This is a genomic window from Streptococcus sp. HMSC078H03, assembly GCF_001808655.1.
GTDB lineage: Bacteria > Bacillota > Bacilli > Lactobacillales > Streptococcaceae > Streptococcus > Streptococcus salivarius_G.
The window spans coordinates 22,952-39,034 of sequence record NZ_KV794089.1 but is presented as its reverse complement, the minus strand read 5'-3'; the positions used below and the strand labels follow the sequence as shown (position 1 = coordinate 39,034).

Genomic DNA, 16,083 nt, shown 5'->3' with positions numbered 1-16,083 from the left:
TGGCCTGTCTTGTCAATAACTTTTTTAAAGTTTTTTCAAACTTTTTGTTACTGGACAATTTCCTTAAGACTTTATTAGTCTATCAAGTTTGAGAACTAATGTCAATACTTATTTTCTATGCCAGAGTAAACGTAAAAAGAAGATCGCAAGTATCTCCTTTTTTACTTTTTTATAGAGCTGCGCGCATGCGTGCTTGCGAATTTTCGACATTTCTTATTGAACGTGGTAAGAAAGCACGGATGTCATCTTCCTTATAACCCACTTGCAATCTCTTATCATCAATTAAGATTGGGCTCTTCAAGATTCTTGGGTTTTCTTGAATCAAATCAATCACCTCACTGACACTGAGCTCGTCGATATCACAATTTAGAGCTTTAGCATAGCGATTTTTTGATGAAACAATACTCTCAACACCATTCTCTGTTTTTGATAGGATGTTTAAGATTTCTTCTTTTGTAAGTGGTTCTTTACCAAGGTTTTGTTCTTTATAAGGAAGTTGATGGTTGTTCAACCATGTCTTTGCTTTTTTACAACTTGTACAACTTGAGATTGTATAAATCTTAATCATGTTAATTCTCTCTTTCTGTCACATGATACTATTATCTTATCACTGTCCTTGATTTTAGAAATCGGTCTAGCGACCTATTTTGAATCTTGGGGACTTTTTCAATGATCATAGACCCTTTTTATTTAGATTAAAACAAAGAAAAAAGAGCTCGTCGGCTCTTTTACACTTATTCTTCAATTTCAATGGTTGAATCTAGGTCTAAAACAAGTTCATCAGATGTTTCTTCAACTTGTGCTTCTTCAACAATATCCTCTTCATCTGGTTCAATCAAACCATAGTGTACACGTACTTTATGATCAATTTCTTCAAAAATATCTGGATGATCTGCCAAATATTTTTTCGCATTTTCAGATCCTTGACCAATCTTCTCTCCATTGTATGAGAACCAGGCTCCAGCTTTTTGAATAATACCTAAGTCACTAGCGATTTTTACAAGCTCACCTGTTTGTGAAATCCCTTCACCATACATAATTTCAACAAAGGCTTCTTTAAATGGTGGAGCAACCTTGTTTTTGACAACCTTAATTTTAGTTTCCTTACCAACATTTTGGTCTTTTTTATCACCAGTCCCTTTGATTTGCGTATTTCCACGTACATCAAGACGTACTGATGCATAGAATTTTAGAGCACGTCCACCAGGGGTTGTTTCTGGATTACCAAACATAATACCAACTTTTTCACGCAATTGGTTAATGAAGATAGCAATTGTTTTTGTTTTATTGATAGAAGCAGAAAGCTTACGCATGGCTTGACTCATCATACGCGCTTGAAGTCCGACATGGCTGTCACCAATATCTCCATCAATTTCTGCTCGAGGTACCAAAGCTGCAACTGAGTCAACAACAACCAAATCAACTGCACCAGAGTCAATCAGCTTACCAGCAATTTCGAGACCTTGTTCACCTGAATCAGGTTGTGACAAAAGAAGCTCATCGATATTAACACCTAGGGCTGCCGCATAAGCAGGGTCAAGGGCATGCTCTGCATCGATAAAGGCAGCAATTCCACCTTCTTTTTGTGTTTGAGCAACAGCATGGAGGGCTACAGTTGTCTTACCTGACGATTCTGGTCCGTAAATTTCGATAATACGACCTTTAGGATAACCACCTGCACCAAGAGCAATGTCCAAAGCCAGCGAGCCTGAACTCATAACTTGAACTTTCTGCTCTGCACGCTCACCAAGACGCATAACCGCACCCTTACCAAAATCTTTTTCAATATTCTTCAAAGCATCGTCAAGTGCTTTACGACGCTCATCTCCAAATTTCTTTGTAATTTCTTCTGTTTTCTTTGTTTTCTTAGCCACTTATTTTCCTCTTCTTTCTATAGTTAAAGACAAACTTAAATCATGTCTTCTTGTAATAAAGCTTGGCGAACTAGGTTAAAGGCATAGAGGGTACTAATATATCTAACATCAGAACGACTTCTTCCACCTATAACAACCTTGATCGACCTTACTTGATTCCTATCAGCAATACCAATAAATACCGTACCTGCTGGGTGTCCTTCTAATGAATCTGGTCCAGCTACACCGGTAAGTGCAACTCCATAATCGCTATCTGTTTTAGCTCGAGCACCTTCAGCCATTTTTTCTGCAGTAAAATGACTGACAACACCATGTTCTTCTAGTTGCGACAAGGGAATATCCAACATTTTAGCTTTTTCTTCAATACTATAAGTAACAAATCCACCTTTAAATACTTGTGAGGCCCCTGAAAAATCAGCAATACTAGCCTGAAATAAACCTGCTGTTAGGCTTTCAGCTGCAGTGATGGTCTTGCCATGGTGCTTAAGCAAACGAAAAGCTTCAAAGGCTAAACTATTAGACTCTCCATATCCATAAATGAAATCAGATAAGGATTTGCCATCTAGAGTTTTAGTCGAACGAATTTGTTTTTCTAAAACATCTAGTTTTTGATCTGCTTCTTCTTGCGAAGAAGCCTTCGTTGACAAGCGAAGTGTTACTTCCCCCACTTTAGCGTATGGAGCTATGGTTGGATCTGTTTGGTTAACAATAAAATCCTTAAGAACAGTCACTAATTGACTTTCTCCAACGCCGAAGAATCTTAGGACTCTCGAATAAAGACTTGAGTGATTCTCAGTAAGAGCTGGAATAAGTTCTTGATTCACCATAGGTTTGAGTTCACTTGGTGGACCAGGTAAGACTACATAGGTCACCCCTTGAGCAGTAATAATCCCTCCAACTGCAAGACCTGTCGGGTTTTGCAAGGGAATAGCCCCCTCAACAATTTGTGCTTGACGTTCATTATTAGGCGTTCGTGTGTGTTTAGGACGAGTAGCAAAGAAACTATCCAGTTTTTTACTAGCCTCCTCATCAAAAACGAGTTCTTTTCCTAAAAATTTAGCCAGGGTTTGCTTGGTTAGGTCGTCCTCAGTAGGGCCAAGTCCACCACAAAGTATGACTAAATCACTACGCTGACTGGCTTGATCAAGAACTGAAAGTAGGCGGCTTTCATTGTCTCCTACTGCTGTGTGAAAATACACGTCAATTCCTAGTTCAGCTAGTTTCTCAGATAAAAATTGGGCATTGGTATTGGTGATCTGCCCGGTTAGGATTTCAGTTCCTACTGCAATCAATTCAGCTTTCATTGGTTCACCTATATTACTATTCGTAAAATAATCTCAAAAACATGTTCGTTTATAAACTAACATGTTTTGCTCGTCTTGTCAATCAAATCCACTCATTTATTTGAAGTCACAGTTATTTTCATGATCATTCACAAATCCTGCGGCTTGTAAAAATGAATATATAGTTGTCGGTCCTAAAAATTTGAACCCTCTCTTTTTTAGATTGTTGGCAATCTGTTGGGATAAAGCAGTTGATGATGGGACGTCCTTATATGTGGGTACATTATTTATCAAGGGCTTTCCGTCAAAGAAATGCCAAAAATAATGGGACAGGGAGCCAAATTCATCTTGGATTTTTAGTACTTGTTTGGCATTATTTACGGTTGCTTCTAGCTTAAGTTTGTGCCTAATGATGTCTGGATTTTGAAGCGCATCTTCAAGTTCACTTAGGCTAAACTGGGCAACACGCTCAATATTATAGTCATGAAAAACACGATTAAAGGCCTGTCTTTTATTTAAAACGGTTAACCAAGAAAGCCCTGACTGATAACTTTCTAAGCAAAGCAGCTCAAAAAGTTTTTGGTCGTCACCAATAGGCTTTCCCCACTCCTTGTCATGATAATCACAATATAATTTATTGTTTGTTGGAACCCAACGACAACGATTGACCATTGCTTACCTCATTTCATCAACATTTTAAGAGCCGATTTAATGTATTGCTCTGCCGTTTCATTAGTTCCTTCGAAGAAGGCCTTGATTTTCTTAAGTTCTGTGGCTTTATAACCAAGAGCAATCAAGGCTTCCATAGCCTCATCCAATTGATGATTCCCTTCAGGTTGACTTGGTGTCGTCTTGGTCGTTTCTGTTGGTAACTCTGCAAATTTCCCTGCCAAATCCAGAACCATTTGTTGAGCTGTCTTTTTACCAATCTTTGGAAACTTCATCAAGTACTTGATGTCACTATTATCAACAGCAGCAACCAAGCCTTGATTATCATCTACAGCAACAATGGCTAGGGCAGTCGTCGGACCTATTCCAGAAACTGAAATAAGCTTAAGGAAGACCTCTTTTTCATCTTCAGTATGGAAACCAAAAAGAAGGTGGGCATCGTCTCTAATAACCTGATGAAGATAGACTTGGATAGTCTGATTCATTTGGTCAGAAAAACTATATGGATTCGCTACAGTGACAATATAACCTAAGCCGTTTGCTTCTATAACAATATACTTGGCGGTAATTTTCACTAGAGTTCCCTTGATGTAATCATACATGGCGTGTGATTTCCTTTCTCGTTCGTTTCTTCAATGGTTTGCTTTATCATTTTATACTTGTAAGATAATTGTCTTGAGTGTTTATTTTGTCATCTCAAGCACTGCTGTACTATTGTAACAAAAAATCCACTCGAAAGTGGATTCTGTTTGCTCTATTTTAAGGATGACTACTCGTCTTTAAAGTATCTGTAATCATCTTTAGACCTAATAGAATATATGTTACAACGCCTAAAGTAAAGGCAATGCTAGAAACATTTACGAGAGTATTCTCCAAACTTGGTTGACCTAACCAGGCCAAAATATAGAAAATCAAGCTAGTCGCTAAAAATGTTAAGCCAACAAGTAAAAAGTGTTTATTAGTTTTTGTTAGGTGTCTCATCACTATACCTCCTAACTTAAAAATCAGGCAATCATCCTACAATAATCCGCTAAAACATTAGAAGATTCCTCATCTTCACCACTATTATAAATCTAACATTCCTATTCGTAAAGCAAGACCAAAAAAAGTTTTAATACTTCCCTAGGTCACGTAGACTCGTATGATTTTCTTGGATACGACGGAACATTTTTTCCATATCAGACTTGGTAAAGTTGACAAGTACTGGACGTCCGTGAGGGCAATTGTAGGGATTTTTACACTGTGCAAGCTGTACTAGGAGGTCACGCGCAGAGTAATCATCAAGAGCATGATTGGCCTTGATTGAACGTTTACAACTCATCATGATGGCCAACTCAGCACGGTAGGTCTTAACAGACACTTCATTCGTCAAAAGAAGCATGTCACACATTTCATAGACCGCTGATTCAATCTCTTCTTCCTTCATCCAGATAGGATGTTCACGAAGAATGAAAGTGTTGTTCCCATAAGGCTCTAAATAGATACCAACCTGGTTAAGAAGGGACATTTTTTCTTGTAAACTAATGTAGTCTGAACCTGAAAATTCAAAGAGATAGGGAACCAAAAGCTGCTGTAAACTGCTGTCAACCTCACCAATCTTTTCGCGATAGTACTCATACTTGACACGTTCTTGGGCAGCATGCTGGTCAATGATGTAAAGTCCGCCTTGTCCTTGCGCAAAGAGATAGGTTCCATGCATTTGACCAAAAAACTCTAATTCAGGGAAGGTTGATGTTTCCTCATTGTCCAGAGTTTCAAGCATGCGCTTCATTTTCGACTTGTTTTTATAATCAAGTTTTTCGTGTTCGCTATCACCTTCATCTACTGAACGTTGTGCCTGTTTAACAGAAGGTTGCGGTTTATTTTCTACCGATGAAACTGGTGACTCTGATACAAGAGGTTTGATATCTTCTTGGACTGTCTCTGGTTTGACAAAGAAATCATTACGACTGCTATCGTAGTAAAGATTGGTTTGTTTGAGTGGAAGACTGGTTTGAACTGGCTTAGCTGCACCTCTGGTACTAGACTTGGCTAGATTTTCAAGGGCATCAGGAATCAAATCCTGCTCTCTAAGGCTTTGAGCAATGGCTGAGCTGATAAGGGCCATGAGCTCTTTTTCTTTAGAGATACGTACTTCCTGCTTTGTTGGGTGAACATTGACATCGGCCAAGTAAGGATCAATCTGAATATCAATAACTGCAATAGGGAAGCGTCCTACCATGAGTTTAGAGCCATATCCATCAAAAATAGCACGGTTAAGCAGGAAGTTTTTAATATAACGTCCGTTAATGAGAATCGTGATGTAGTTACGATTTGCACGGGTCAACTCAGGGAGACTAACATATCCAGAAACTTCAAAATCAAGGTCAGAATTTGAAATCTCCACCATTTTTTTAGCCGTTGTCAAACCATAAATACCAGCAATAGCTTGACGGAGGTCTCCAGTACCTGATGTCTGTGTCAACTGACGACCATCATTAAGCAAGGTAAAGGCAACCTCGGGATGAGCTAGACTTAGACGATTGACAACATCGACAATATGAGCCAACTCAGCCTGTAAACTCTTCATATACTTGAGACGAGCTGGGGTATTATAAAATAGGTTTTCAACGGTAATCTTTGTTCCAACTGGTGTTGAAATAGGGTCCTGACTCTCAATTTCTCCACCTTTAGCAACCAGTTTAGTCCCATAGGCTTCTCCATCCGCTGCTGTCACAATAGTTAGGTGGCTGATAGAAGCTATTGATGGTAGGGCCTCACCTCGAAAACCAAGGGTTCGAATACGAAAGAGATCTCCTTGATTTTTGATTTTACTTGTTGCATGACGGCGCAAACTCATGGCCACATCAGCTTGAGCCATTCCTTCACCATTGTCTGTGATTTGAATTTTTGAGAGGCCTGATTCTTCAACTTCAATGGTAATCTGGGTGCTGCCTGCATCAATAGCATTTTCCACCAACTCTTTGACAACACTGGCTGGGCGCTCTACGACCTCACCAGCAGCAATCTGGTTGGCTAACACCTCAGGTAATTCGATGATTTTTGGCATAATTATTATTTTCCCTTCTAAAAGGTTGAGAGAACAATGTTTCTAAATGTTACTGATGCTTCCTATAAAGCCATAACTCACACACAACTGTTAGCCAAGATAAGGCTGTGGCTATAACAATCATATCCCCATGACGAAGATTGAACCAAATGAGCCCAGAAAAAATCAAGAGGTAGATGACTTGGAAAATCCATTGGTAGGTTTTGGGGGAGCTTGTCGAATCCATAAACTGCTTCACAAAGAAATAAAGCAAAAGCAAGTTCAGTGTTAGTGCCTTTTCAAAAGGTGTAAAAAAGCTCAAAATCAGACTGCAGGCAAGAAAAATTCCTGCTAGCCATTTCATTATAGATTTCATGTGATTACCTCGTCAGTACGTTTTCATTAAGTATAGGGGTTTTCTAAAATATTTTCAACCACTTAAACACTATATAGGACCACATAGACGAGTGCTATTGCTGTGGACTGGTAAATAGTGTTTAATAAGGGTGTGAAAGGGAGAAGGCCTCCTCAATTACAAATAAGAAAGGATAGTTATGAAAATAAAAGTTCAGATTGACTCGGTATTTCAAGAAGAAATGTTGCAGATTCAGGCACCTAGTCGGACGCCAAAGATTCAGCAAGTCGTCGAGTTTGTTGAATCTTTGGATGACAACCAGCGACTCAAAGGAAAAAAAGATGGAGAAACTTATCTTATTGAACACAAAGCTATTTCCAGAATTTACATCGAAAATCGACAAGTTCTAGCTGAAACTATTCAAGGAGAGTACCATTTAGGCTTACGTCTCTATCAAGTTTTAGAAAAACTTCCATCTTACTTTATCAAAATCTCACAATCAGAGATTGTCAACCTCAAAGAAATTGAACGCTTCAACATTACCCCTAACGGCCTCGTTGAAATTCACCTTAAAAACAAGGAAACCACTTACTCATCACGCCGTTACCTCAAAGCAATTAAGGAGAAATTACAATGAAAAAGCAACTTTTTAAATCAGGCACAAAGGGCATCCTTATCGGACTTGCCGTATCCATGATTATGTCTCTTATCTGGGCACCAAGCTACATGCCTCTAAATCCTCATTCAGCTATTGGACAATGGATGACGTCACATCAGGTTCACGGATCTATAGTATTAGCCTACTGCCTCATTACTTGGTTTGCAATCGGTATCCTCTTTGAAGTCGCTAGTTATATTTTCCGTAAGGCTGAGTGGAGTTTGCTTCGCGCAACCATCACTCACTACGCTTTGACCTGTCTAGGTTTCATTCCACTAGCTACCCTCAGCGGATGGTTCCCTCTACGTTTGACTTTCTACTTGGAGCTAGTCATTGAATTCAGCCTTATCTATCTGCTCGTTTGGGTCTTCTCTTATTGGAAAATGAAAAAGGATATTGAAGAACTCAACCAAGAATTGAAACATCTGTAAAAGACAAGAAGCCTGTCAATTGACAAGCTTCTTTTATAGTTTCTGTTTTAAATCTGCTACAGCCATCATGACCTGCATCGGTGTCATATTGTAAATGTCCAAGTCTCGTAACTCTTGAAGAACTGGATTTTCAGTAAAATCATCAAAGAGAGAGATTTGCTCATTAATATGCGTTTCAGTGACAGGCTTCTCTTGAGGCGATACCTTTTCCTGAGGTTGGATAGTAACTGTCTCGCCCTCTAATTGTGTCAAGATGGTGTCAGCACGTTCCAGTAAATCTGCTGGTAAACCTGCAATCTTAGCCACATGAATACCATAAGATTTATCGGCTGGACCATCGACAATCTTGTGAAGGAAAGTCACCTCTCCGTCCTTTTCAAGTGTCGCCACATGAACGTTGACAAGGTGTGTCAAAGTATTTGACAGGGCTGTCAACTCATGATAATGGGTAGCAAACATGGTTTTAGCTCCTACCTTGTCATGAATAAACTCAATGATAGACTGAGCTAGAGCCATACCATCATAGGTGGCTGTTCCACGTCCCAACTCATCAAAAATAATCAAAGAATTAGGTGTCGCCCGCTTAATAGCCTGGTTAGCCTCCATCATCTCAACCATGAAGGTTGACTGACCTGAAATCAGGTCATCTGCAGCACCAATACGTGTATAGATGGCATCAAAAACTGGCAAATCAATACTATCTGCTGGTACGTAAGACCCCATTTGAGCCATAACGACTGACAAAGCTAACTGACGCATATAGGTAGATTTACCACTCATATTTGGTCCTGTGATGAGCTGAACATTGGTCTGACTGTCAAAGGTAATCGTGTTTGGAATGTATTCCTGAACGCCCATAACCTTCTCAACCACCGCATGACGACCTTGATCAATAACAATACGATGCTCATCATTGAACACAGGACGAACATAATGATTAGTCTCAGCTGTAACTGCCAAACTCTGAAGCACATCGACTGTCGCAATAGCCTTAGCCAAAGATTGCAGACGGTCAATATAGCGTTCAACCTGCTCACGAACACGCATGAAAATATCATATTCGAGGGTTGATGACTTTTCACGTGCCTCGAGCATTTCACCTTCAATCTTAGCCAACTCAGCAGTTCCAAAGCGCTCTGAATTTTTCAGGGTTGCCTTGCGGAAGAAATGGTCAGGAACCAAGCTAAGGTTAGAGTTGGTCACATGGAAGTAATAACCATCTTTACGGTTATAATCAATTTTTAGTGTTGTAATACCAGACGCTTCACGTTCCTTGGCTTCGATATCCGCAATCCATGAGGTTTCCTCGCTCATCACCTTGCGATACTTGTCCAAGGTCTCATCAAAACCAGCACGGATAATGCCACCTTCTGTGATGGTTGCAGGAGCATCGGGATCAATAGCCGAACGAATCAGACTTTCTAATTCTGGCAGGGTATCTAACTCTTGTAAAAGACGTGACAAGGCCTCGTCATCAAAAGACTCCAAAATTGCCTTAATAACTGGAACCTGAGCCAGGGTATGACCTAGCTGAATCAAATCTTTAGGATTAGCCTTGCCGAAGGAAACACGACTAGCCAAGCGCTCAATATCGTAAACCCCTTTAAGACTCTCAGTCAAGTCACTACGCTCAAAGAAATTGTCCAAGAAAACTTGGATAATATTCTGACGCTCCATGATTGCAGTCTGATTCACTAAAGGACGGTCAATCCAAGTTCGTAAGAGACGCATTCCCATAGCTGTCTTGGTTTCATCCAAGAGCCAGAAAAGAGAACCGTGTTTCTTACCTGTTCTAGCATTTTCCAGCAAATCCAAACTTGACTTGGTCGCATAAGACATCTGCAAGTAATCCTTAATCTCATAGTGCTGAGCCTTTTGTAAATGGCTGAGCTCACGCATCTGAGTACGGTGCACATACTGAAGAAGTTTACCCGCTACACTGCTTTCCAAGTCTGTCAAGCTAGTGTCAATCAAGTGGACATCATCGTAAACCTCTGTTTCCTTAGAGAGTAGAAGGTTGAGTTGCTTCACCAAAACTTGTTCATCAGCTTCAGGTAAATCATAACCAACCACTACTTCACGTGCCTTAAGGTTCTGAATTTCACTACAAACTGAACTGGAATCGTCCAACTCTGTCGCAAAAAATTCACCCGTTGACACATCCATATAGGCCAGGCCGAATCGACTTCCAGCCTTGTCAATGGCTACCAAGAAATTGTTGGCATTATCAGGTTTAGAACTGTCAACCACTGTCCCTGGCGTGATAACCTGAACCACCTCACGCTTAACCACACCAACAGCCTGTTTAGGATCCTCCATCTGCTCAGCAATGGCTACCTTGTAGCCCATCTCAACCAAGACATCAATATAGGATTGAGCTGAATGGTAAGGAACACCAGCCATAGGAATAGGATTATCGGCGTTCTTATTACGACTGGTTAGGCTAATTTCCAAAATCTGGGCAGCCTTAACGGCATCATCATAAAATAATTCGTAAAAATCACCCATACGGAAGAGCAAAAAAGCATCTGGATAATTTTCCTTGATATCCAAATACTGCTGCATTCCTGGAGATATTTTTTCCTTAGCCATGTCTTAACTCCTCGTTAATCCTTTCTTCGATAGACTTGGTCACATATTGGATCAAGTCACTGGCATCCTGCATTTTTTGACGGTAGTCCTGAACAATAGGTAAATTTTCCAACTCATGCTGAATCAAATCTGCTTGCTCACCTGCCTCCTCATAGGCACGTTGTTTCTCAATTTTTTGAAAAAGCACTGCTTCTTGTTGATAAGCCTTCATCTGTCCAGCTAGATGACTGATTTGAGGTACCTGTCCAATGGCCTTCTCAGCCTCTTGAAAAGCAAGAACCGCCTCATGGTGTTTGAGGAGGTCGATTAACTCTTCTTTGGCTTTTTGGAGATCCTGATGAGGAGTGTTCATCAGTAAAACTCGCTTTCCAGTTTTTCAGCAACCACAGCATCCTTACAGATTACCAAGAGGGTATCTGCACCAGCAACGGTTCCTAAAATTTCAGGGTTACCATCACTATCAATTAAGTTAGCCAAAACATCAGCTTCACCCAACTCTGTGTGAAGGACCAGCATAAACTGAGCACGAGAAACTGATTTAACATAGTCCTTAACCGTAGGATCCAAACTTGGAAGCACATGCTCAGACAAACTATAGTAGAGTCTGCCTTCTTCATCACGAAGCTTCAAGAGGCCAATCTCACGCAAGTCACGTGACAAGGTAGCCTGAGTAACCGTGATACCTTCCGCCTCTAGGCGTTGCTTAATTTCCTCTTGTGTCCCAATCTTATCTCTTGAAATCATCTGTTTGATAACAGCTTGACGATCTCTCTTCATTATCTTTCCTCTTTTTATGTATATTCTTTGCATATTATAACAGAATTTTTGTATTTTTTCATGCAATACTTCCTAATAGATGCTTTCTTGTCCCTACCCTATTAACTAAAATAATGGTAAAATAGGTATGAATGACAAGATTTGAAATGGAGTACCTATGAATACTAAAGAACTCATTGCAGCAGAAATTGCCAAAGTTGTTCCTGAATTGGAACAAGAAAACATTCAAAATCTGCTTGAAACCCCTAAAAATGCTGACATGGGGGACCTCGCCTTTCCTGCCTTCTCATTGGCTAAAGTCTTGCGCAAGGCTCCTCAAATGATTGCAGCAGACATCGCTGAAAAAATCGATGCCTCAAACTTTGAAAAGGTTGAAGCTGTTGGTCCTTACATCAACTTCTTCCTTGATAAATCAAAAATCTCAGCGGACGTTCTTGGACAAGTCATCGCTCAAGGTAGCCACTACGCTGACCAAAACATCGGTCACGGACGTAATATTGCCTTTGATATGTCTAGTCCTAACATTGCTAAACCTTTCTCTATCGGTCACTTGCGTTCAACAGTTATCGCTGATGCTCTGGCCAACATCGTAGCTAAACAAGGCTACAAACCAGTCCGTATCAACCACTTGGGTGACTGGGGTAAACAGTTTGGTATGCTGATTGTTGCCTATAAGAAATGGGGTAGCGAGGAAGCCGTCAAAGCTAACCCTATCAACGAACTCCTTCAACTTTATGTGCGTATCAATGCCGAAGCTGAAGAAGACCCATCTGTAGACGAAGAAGCTCGTGAATGGTTCCGCAAATTGGAAGCTGGTGACGAGGAAGCAACTGCCCTCTGGCAATGGTTCCGTGACGAAAGCTTGGTGGAATTCAACCGTCTTTATGATGAACTCGGTGTTTCTTTTGATAGCTACAACGGTGAAGCCTTCTACAATGATAAGATGGATGAAGTCGTTGACATCTTGACAGAAAAAGGACTTCTCCAAGAATCTCAAGGTGCCCAAGTGGTTAACCTTGAAAAATACGGTATCGAACACCCAGCCCTCATCAAAAAATCAGATGGTGCGACACTTTACATCACACGTGACTTGGCTGCTGCCCTCTACCGTAAACGTACTTACGACTTTGCCAAAGCCATCTATGTGGTTGGTAATGAACAATCTGCTCACTTCAAACAGTTGAAAGCTGTTCTTAAAGAAATGGGCTACGACTGGTCTGACGACATGACTCACGTTGCCTTTGGTCTTGTAACTAAGAACGGTAAGAAATTGTCAACTCGTAAAGGTAACGTTATCTTGCTTGAGCCAACAATCGCTGAAGCTGTTAACCGTGCCCAGGCTCAAATCGAAGCTAAGAATCCAAACTTGCCTAATAAGGAAGCTGTTGCTCATGCTGTCGGTGTCGGAGCTATCAAGTTCTACGACCTTAAAACAGACCGTATGAATGGTTACGACTTCGACCTTGATGCCATGGTATCCTTCGAGGGAGAAACTGGACCTTACGTTCAATATGCACACGCTCGTATCCAATCTATCTTGCGCAAGGCTAACTTCACGCCATCTGCAGATGCTACATACAGCCTAAACGACGTTGAAAGCTGGGAAATCATCAAACTCATCCAAGACTTCCCACGTATCATCAACCGTGCATCAGACAACTTTGAGCCATCTATCGTTGCTAAATTTGCTATCAGCTTGGCTCAAGCATTTAACAAATACTATGCGCACACACGTATCTTGGACGAAAGTCCAGAACGTGACAGCCGTTTGGCTCTTTGCTACGCAACAGCAACAGTTCTCAAAGAAGCCCTTCGCCTTCTCGGTGTTGAAGCTCCAGACGAGATGTAAGCTATATTTAAAACGCCTAAGGGCGTTTTTTTAATTGCCAAAAAAAGAACCCAACACAGCGTGTTGAGCTCTTTTGGAGATTATGAAAAAGAAAAGTTCGTTGTTCTACAAAAAGTGTAAGCCAACGAGACTTACTGAACGGCGTTCAGTAAAAGTTATTTAGGAGACTTAAAGTATAACCTGCATTCCTTAAAGAAACCTTAAATCGCAGAAAAAAATCCCCTAAGGGATTTTCACAGCAGTCCAAAGACCGCTGAAAAGATACGATTGTACAGGCTTCCCAACCTCTTCTTCCTAATCCTCCAAGGTGACCGCTTGTCCAATAGAATCTTTATATAACTATATTACCTTGTTTTGGAAGGGTTTTCAAGCAATTTCTTAAAATACCCTAATAAAACCTCAAAAAACAAGAAAAAAGCCTAGATTTCTAGACTTTCTTCGGGGAGATTTGTTATGAAAAAAATTATGTTACCTCTAGCTCACAAAAGCTAGCTGCCTTACTAGGATGGTTATAATATATCTTAATAAACTTAAAAGTAGCTTAAGAGATTATTATTTTTTATCACTTTTTAAAATAATAAGCAAAATAAGTAATAGTAAGGAACCACTAGGAATATCCTTATCTAAAAACCAAGAGGGGGCTTTGATACTTCCAAGATCATTCATGATGCGGATGATATTATAAGCAATGCTTACTATTAAGAGGCTAAGTTCCGGTAAATAGTTAAGTCGTCCTTTTAAGATTACTAACTTCTCCTTTCTGATAGTTTTCTTGCGATGACCCTATTATAAGGCTGAAAAGGAAACAAAACTAGTGACATAAATGTCACCATCAAAAAAAGCAGGTCTGCCCTGCTTTTTTACTGTATTGCTTCAATTAGTCACCCAAACCGATGCGTTCGAAGATTTCATCCACACGTTTAGTGTAGTAAACAGGGTTGAAGATCTCGTCGATTTCTTCTTGAGTGAGACGTGAAGTTACCTCTGGATCTGCTTCAAGAAGTGGTTTGAAGTCTACTTGGTTATCCCATGATTGGGCAGTCTTTGGTTGAACAAGGTCGTAAGCTTGCTCACGCGTCATGCCTTTTTCAATCAAAGTAAGCATGGCACGTTGGCTGAAGATCAAACCAAATGTAGAGTTCATGTTGCGGATCATGTTTTCTGGGAAGACCGTCAAGTTCTTGACGATATTTCCAAAACGGTTAAGCATGTAGTCAATCAAGATGGTTGTATCTGGTGTGATGATACGCTCAGCTGATGAGTGAGAGATATCACGTTCATGCCAAAGAGCAACATTTTCATAGGCTGTTACCATGTGACCACGGATAACACGTGCAAGACCTGTCATGTTTTCAGAACCGATAGGGTTACGTTTGTGAGGCATTGCTGAAGAACCTTTTTGACCTTTGGCAAAGAACTCTTCCACTTCACGTTGTTCAGATTTTTGAAGACCACGGATTTCCGTTGCCATACGCTCGATCGAAGTTGCGATGCTAGCAAGAACCGCAAAGTACTCAGCGTGAAGGTCACGAGGAAGGACCTGTGTAGAGATTTCTTGAGCACGGATACCAAGCTTGTCGCAGACGTATTTTTCAACGAATGGTGGGATGTTGGCAAAGTTCCCAACCGCACCAGAAATCTTACCAGCTTCTACACCAGCAGCCGCATGCTCGAAACGCTCGATGTTACGCTTCATTTCGCTGTACCAAGTCGCCAATTTAAGACCAAAAGTTGTAGGCTCAGCATGCACACCGTGGGTACGACCCATCATGATGGTGAACTTGTGTTCTTTCGCTTTGTCAGCGATGATGTTAAGGAAGTTTTCAAGGTCCTTGCGGATGATATCGTTGGCTTGTTTGTAGAGATAACCGTAGGCAGTATCTACCACGTCAGTAGAAGTCAACCCATAGTGAACCCACTTACGTTCTTCACCAAGCGTTTCAGAAACCGCACGTGTGAAGGCAACCACATCGTGACGTGTTTGCTGCTCGATTTCAAGAATACGGTCGATGTCAAAGTCTGCTTTTTCACGAATCAAAGCCACATCTTCCTTAGGAATTTCTCCCAACTCAGCCCATGCTTCGTCAGCCAAGATTTCCACCTCAAGCCAAGCACGGTATTTATTTTCTTCAGTCCAAATGTTCGCCATTTCAGGGCGGCTATATCTATCAATCATGTTTTCTTTTCCTTTCTTTTGATGTTTCACTTAAGTAGGGCGGACGTCAGCAGCTTCCTTCGGAATCTCATGACTAAATCTTGAGCCTGAAGTCTCAAAATTTCCGTCGCTTACGCTTTCCCCACGGCGTGAAACATCGGTTTATCAACTAAAAATTACCTTATTCAAATTCTTCTTTCCCAATCCACACTGATGGATAGTGATCCATTGTATTCAAATCAGTATCCATCGGCAAATCATAGATAGCTAAATAGTTTTCAGGATATTGAGCAATCAACTCTTCATACTTAGTTCTCACTTTTTCGTGATTGCTACTAGCATACAAGACTTCGACGACTGCTCCAGTCTTATCTTTTTCAACAAATGCGTTGACGATGAGTTGAATCATAAA

16 protein-coding genes are annotated in these 16,083 nt (G+C 40.6%); 3 read left to right on the top strand and 13 right to left on the bottom strand.

What is annotated here, in order from left to right; genetic code table 11:
- Positions 1–169: 169 nt before the first annotated feature.
- From spx to HMPREF2607_RS03125, 8 genes are all read right to left on the bottom strand, one after another.
- Positions 170–568 carry a transcriptional regulator Spx gene (spx, locus tag HMPREF2607_RS03160; RefSeq protein ID WP_002886328.1) on the bottom strand — a complete coding sequence of 133 codons (399 nt, stop codon included), beginning with the start codon at positions 566–568 and terminating at the stop codon, positions 170–172.
- 166 nt (positions 569–734) lie between these two features.
- Positions 735–1,874 (bottom strand): recombinase RecA, encoded by a 1,140-nt coding sequence (recA, locus tag HMPREF2607_RS03155; protein WP_002886327.1) that lies wholly within the window; start codon positions 1,872–1,874, stop codon positions 735–737.
- 35 nt (positions 1,875–1,909) lie between these two features.
- Complete coding sequence (locus tag HMPREF2607_RS03150) at positions 1,910–3,178, bottom strand: competence/damage-inducible protein A (RefSeq protein ID WP_002886326.1); 1,269 nt, start codon at positions 3,176–3,178, stop codon at positions 1,910–1,912.
- Positions 3,179–3,274: 96 nt separating this feature from the next.
- Complete coding sequence (locus HMPREF2607_RS03145; RefSeq protein ID WP_002886325.1) at positions 3,275–3,829, bottom strand: DNA-3-methyladenine glycosylase I; 555 nt, start codon at positions 3,827–3,829, stop codon at positions 3,275–3,277.
- Positions 3,830–3,837: 8 nt separating this feature from the next.
- Complete coding sequence (gene ruvA / locus HMPREF2607_RS03140; protein WP_002886323.1) at positions 3,838–4,428, bottom strand: Holliday junction branch migration protein RuvA; 591 nt, start codon at positions 4,426–4,428, stop codon at positions 3,838–3,840.
- A gap of 157 nt (positions 4,429–4,585) precedes the next feature.
- Positions 4,586–4,807 (bottom strand): hypothetical protein, encoded by a 222-nt coding sequence (locus HMPREF2607_RS03135; RefSeq protein WP_002886321.1) that lies wholly within the window; start codon positions 4,805–4,807, stop codon positions 4,586–4,588.
- A 130-nt stretch (positions 4,808–4,937) separates the two neighbouring features.
- Positions 4,938–6,875, bottom strand: a complete 1,938-nt coding sequence (gene mutL / locus HMPREF2607_RS03130; protein WP_021143432.1) for a DNA mismatch repair endonuclease MutL — start codon at positions 6,873–6,875, stop codon at positions 4,938–4,940.
- A gap of 49 nt (positions 6,876–6,924) precedes the next feature.
- A complete protein-coding gene (locus HMPREF2607_RS03125; RefSeq protein WP_002886319.1) occupies positions 6,925–7,230 on the bottom strand; it encodes a hypothetical protein in 306 nt (101 codons plus the stop codon).
- A 178-nt stretch (positions 7,231–7,408) separates the two neighbouring features.
- Between HMPREF2607_RS03125 and HMPREF2607_RS03120 the strand changes: the two genes are divergently transcribed.
- Both HMPREF2607_RS03120 and HMPREF2607_RS03115 read left to right on the top strand, forming a co-directional pair.
- The gene (locus HMPREF2607_RS03120) at positions 7,409–7,846 is read left to right on the top strand and encodes a LytTR family DNA-binding domain-containing protein (protein ID WP_070475798.1); all 438 of its coding nucleotides are present in this window, start codon (positions 7,409–7,411) and stop codon (positions 7,844–7,846) included.
- The gene (locus tag HMPREF2607_RS03115) at positions 7,843–8,298 is read left to right on the top strand and encodes a DUF3021 domain-containing protein (RefSeq protein ID WP_070475797.1); all 456 of its coding nucleotides are present in this window, start codon (positions 7,843–7,845) and stop codon (positions 8,296–8,298) included. Before HMPREF2607_RS03120 ends, HMPREF2607_RS03115 begins: the two co-directional genes overlap by 4 nt.
- Before the next feature lie 33 nt (positions 8,299–8,331).
- On the opposite strand, the gene mutS is transcribed toward HMPREF2607_RS03115, so the two are convergent.
- Genes mutS through argR form a run of 3 tightly spaced genes read right to left on the bottom strand, consistent with a single transcriptional unit; the run spans position 8,332 to position 11,670 of the window.
- Positions 8,332–10,863 carry a DNA mismatch repair protein MutS gene (mutS, locus tag HMPREF2607_RS03110; RefSeq protein WP_398584100.1) on the bottom strand — a complete coding sequence of 844 codons (2,532 nt, stop codon included), beginning with the start codon at positions 10,861–10,863 and terminating at the stop codon, positions 8,332–8,334.
- 19 nt (positions 10,864–10,882) lie between these two features.
- The gene (locus tag HMPREF2607_RS03105) at positions 10,883–11,242 is read right to left on the bottom strand and encodes a YlbF family regulator (protein ID WP_002889586.1); all 360 of its coding nucleotides are present in this window, start codon (positions 11,240–11,242) and stop codon (positions 10,883–10,885) included.
- On the bottom strand, positions 11,242–11,670 hold the full coding sequence (argR, locus tag HMPREF2607_RS03100) for an arginine repressor (protein ID WP_186821380.1): 429 nt from the start codon (positions 11,668–11,670) through the stop codon (positions 11,242–11,244). The genes HMPREF2607_RS03105 and argR overlap by 1 nt, the downstream gene beginning before the upstream one ends.
- A gap of 154 nt (positions 11,671–11,824) precedes the next feature.
- On the opposite strand from argR, the gene argS reads away from it, so the two are divergent.
- Positions 11,825–13,516, top strand: coding sequence for an arginine--tRNA ligase (argS, locus tag HMPREF2607_RS03095; protein ID WP_002889584.1), 1,692 nt, complete (start codon positions 11,825–11,827; stop codon positions 13,514–13,516).
- A gap of 877 nt (positions 13,517–14,393) precedes the next feature.
- On the opposite strand, the gene purB is transcribed toward argS, so the two are convergent.
- Complete coding sequence (purB, locus tag HMPREF2607_RS03090) at positions 14,394–15,692, bottom strand: adenylosuccinate lyase (RefSeq protein WP_070475791.1); 1,299 nt, start codon at positions 15,690–15,692, stop codon at positions 14,394–14,396.
- A gap of 160 nt (positions 15,693–15,852) precedes the next feature.
- Complete coding sequence (locus HMPREF2607_RS03085) at positions 15,853–16,080, bottom strand: phosphoribosylaminoimidazole carboxylase (protein ID WP_070475788.1); 228 nt, start codon at positions 16,078–16,080, stop codon at positions 15,853–15,855.
- Positions 16,081–16,083 lie beyond the last annotated feature (3 nt).

What these genes read in the sequence shown, in the direction of transcription:
- spx (WP_002886328.1), bottom strand. Translation starts at nt 568, where the DNA reads ATGATTAAGATTTATACAATCTCAAGTTGTACAAGTTGTAAAAAAGCA.
- HMPREF2607_RS03150 (WP_002886326.1), bottom strand. Translation starts at nt 3,178, where the DNA reads ATGAAAGCTGAATTGATTGCAGTAGGAACTGAAATCCTAACCGGGCAG.
- HMPREF2607_RS03145 (WP_002886325.1), bottom strand. Translation starts at nt 3,829, where the DNA reads ATGGTCAATCGTTGTCGTTGGGTTCCAACAAACAATAAATTATATTGT.
- ruvA (WP_002886323.1), bottom strand. Translation starts at nt 4,428, where the DNA reads ATGTATGATTACATCAAGGGAACTCTAGTGAAAATTACCGCCAAGTAT.
- HMPREF2607_RS03135 (WP_002886321.1), bottom strand. Translation starts at nt 4,807, where the DNA reads ATGAGACACCTAACAAAAACTAATAAACACTTTTTACTTGTTGGCTTA.
- mutL (WP_021143432.1), bottom strand. Translation starts at nt 6,875, where the DNA reads ATGCCAAAAATCATCGAATTACCTGAGGTGTTAGCCAACCAGATTGCT.
- HMPREF2607_RS03125 (WP_002886319.1), bottom strand. Translation starts at nt 7,230, where the DNA reads ATGAAATCTATAATGAAATGGCTAGCAGGAATTTTTCTTGCCTGCAGT.
- HMPREF2607_RS03120 (WP_070475798.1), top strand. Translation starts at nt 7,409, where the DNA reads ATGAAAATAAAAGTTCAGATTGACTCGGTATTTCAAGAAGAAATGTTG.
- HMPREF2607_RS03115 (WP_070475797.1), top strand. Translation starts at nt 7,843, where the DNA reads ATGAAAAAGCAACTTTTTAAATCAGGCACAAAGGGCATCCTTATCGGA.
- mutS (WP_398584100.1), bottom strand. Translation starts at nt 10,863, where the DNA reads ATGCAGCAGTATTTGGATATCAAGGAAAATTATCCAGATGCTTTTTTG.
- HMPREF2607_RS03105 (WP_002889586.1), bottom strand. Translation starts at nt 11,242, where the DNA reads ATGAACACTCCTCATCAGGATCTCCAAAAAGCCAAAGAAGAGTTAATC.
- argS (WP_002889584.1), top strand. Translation starts at nt 11,825, where the DNA reads ATGAATACTAAAGAACTCATTGCAGCAGAAATTGCCAAAGTTGTTCCT.
- purB (WP_070475791.1), bottom strand. Translation starts at nt 15,692, where the DNA reads ATGATTGATAGATATAGCCGCCCTGAAATGGCGAACATTTGGACTGAA.
- HMPREF2607_RS03085 (WP_070475788.1), bottom strand. Translation starts at nt 16,080, where the DNA reads ATGATTCAACTCATCGTCAACGCATTTGTTGAAAAAGATAAGACTGGA.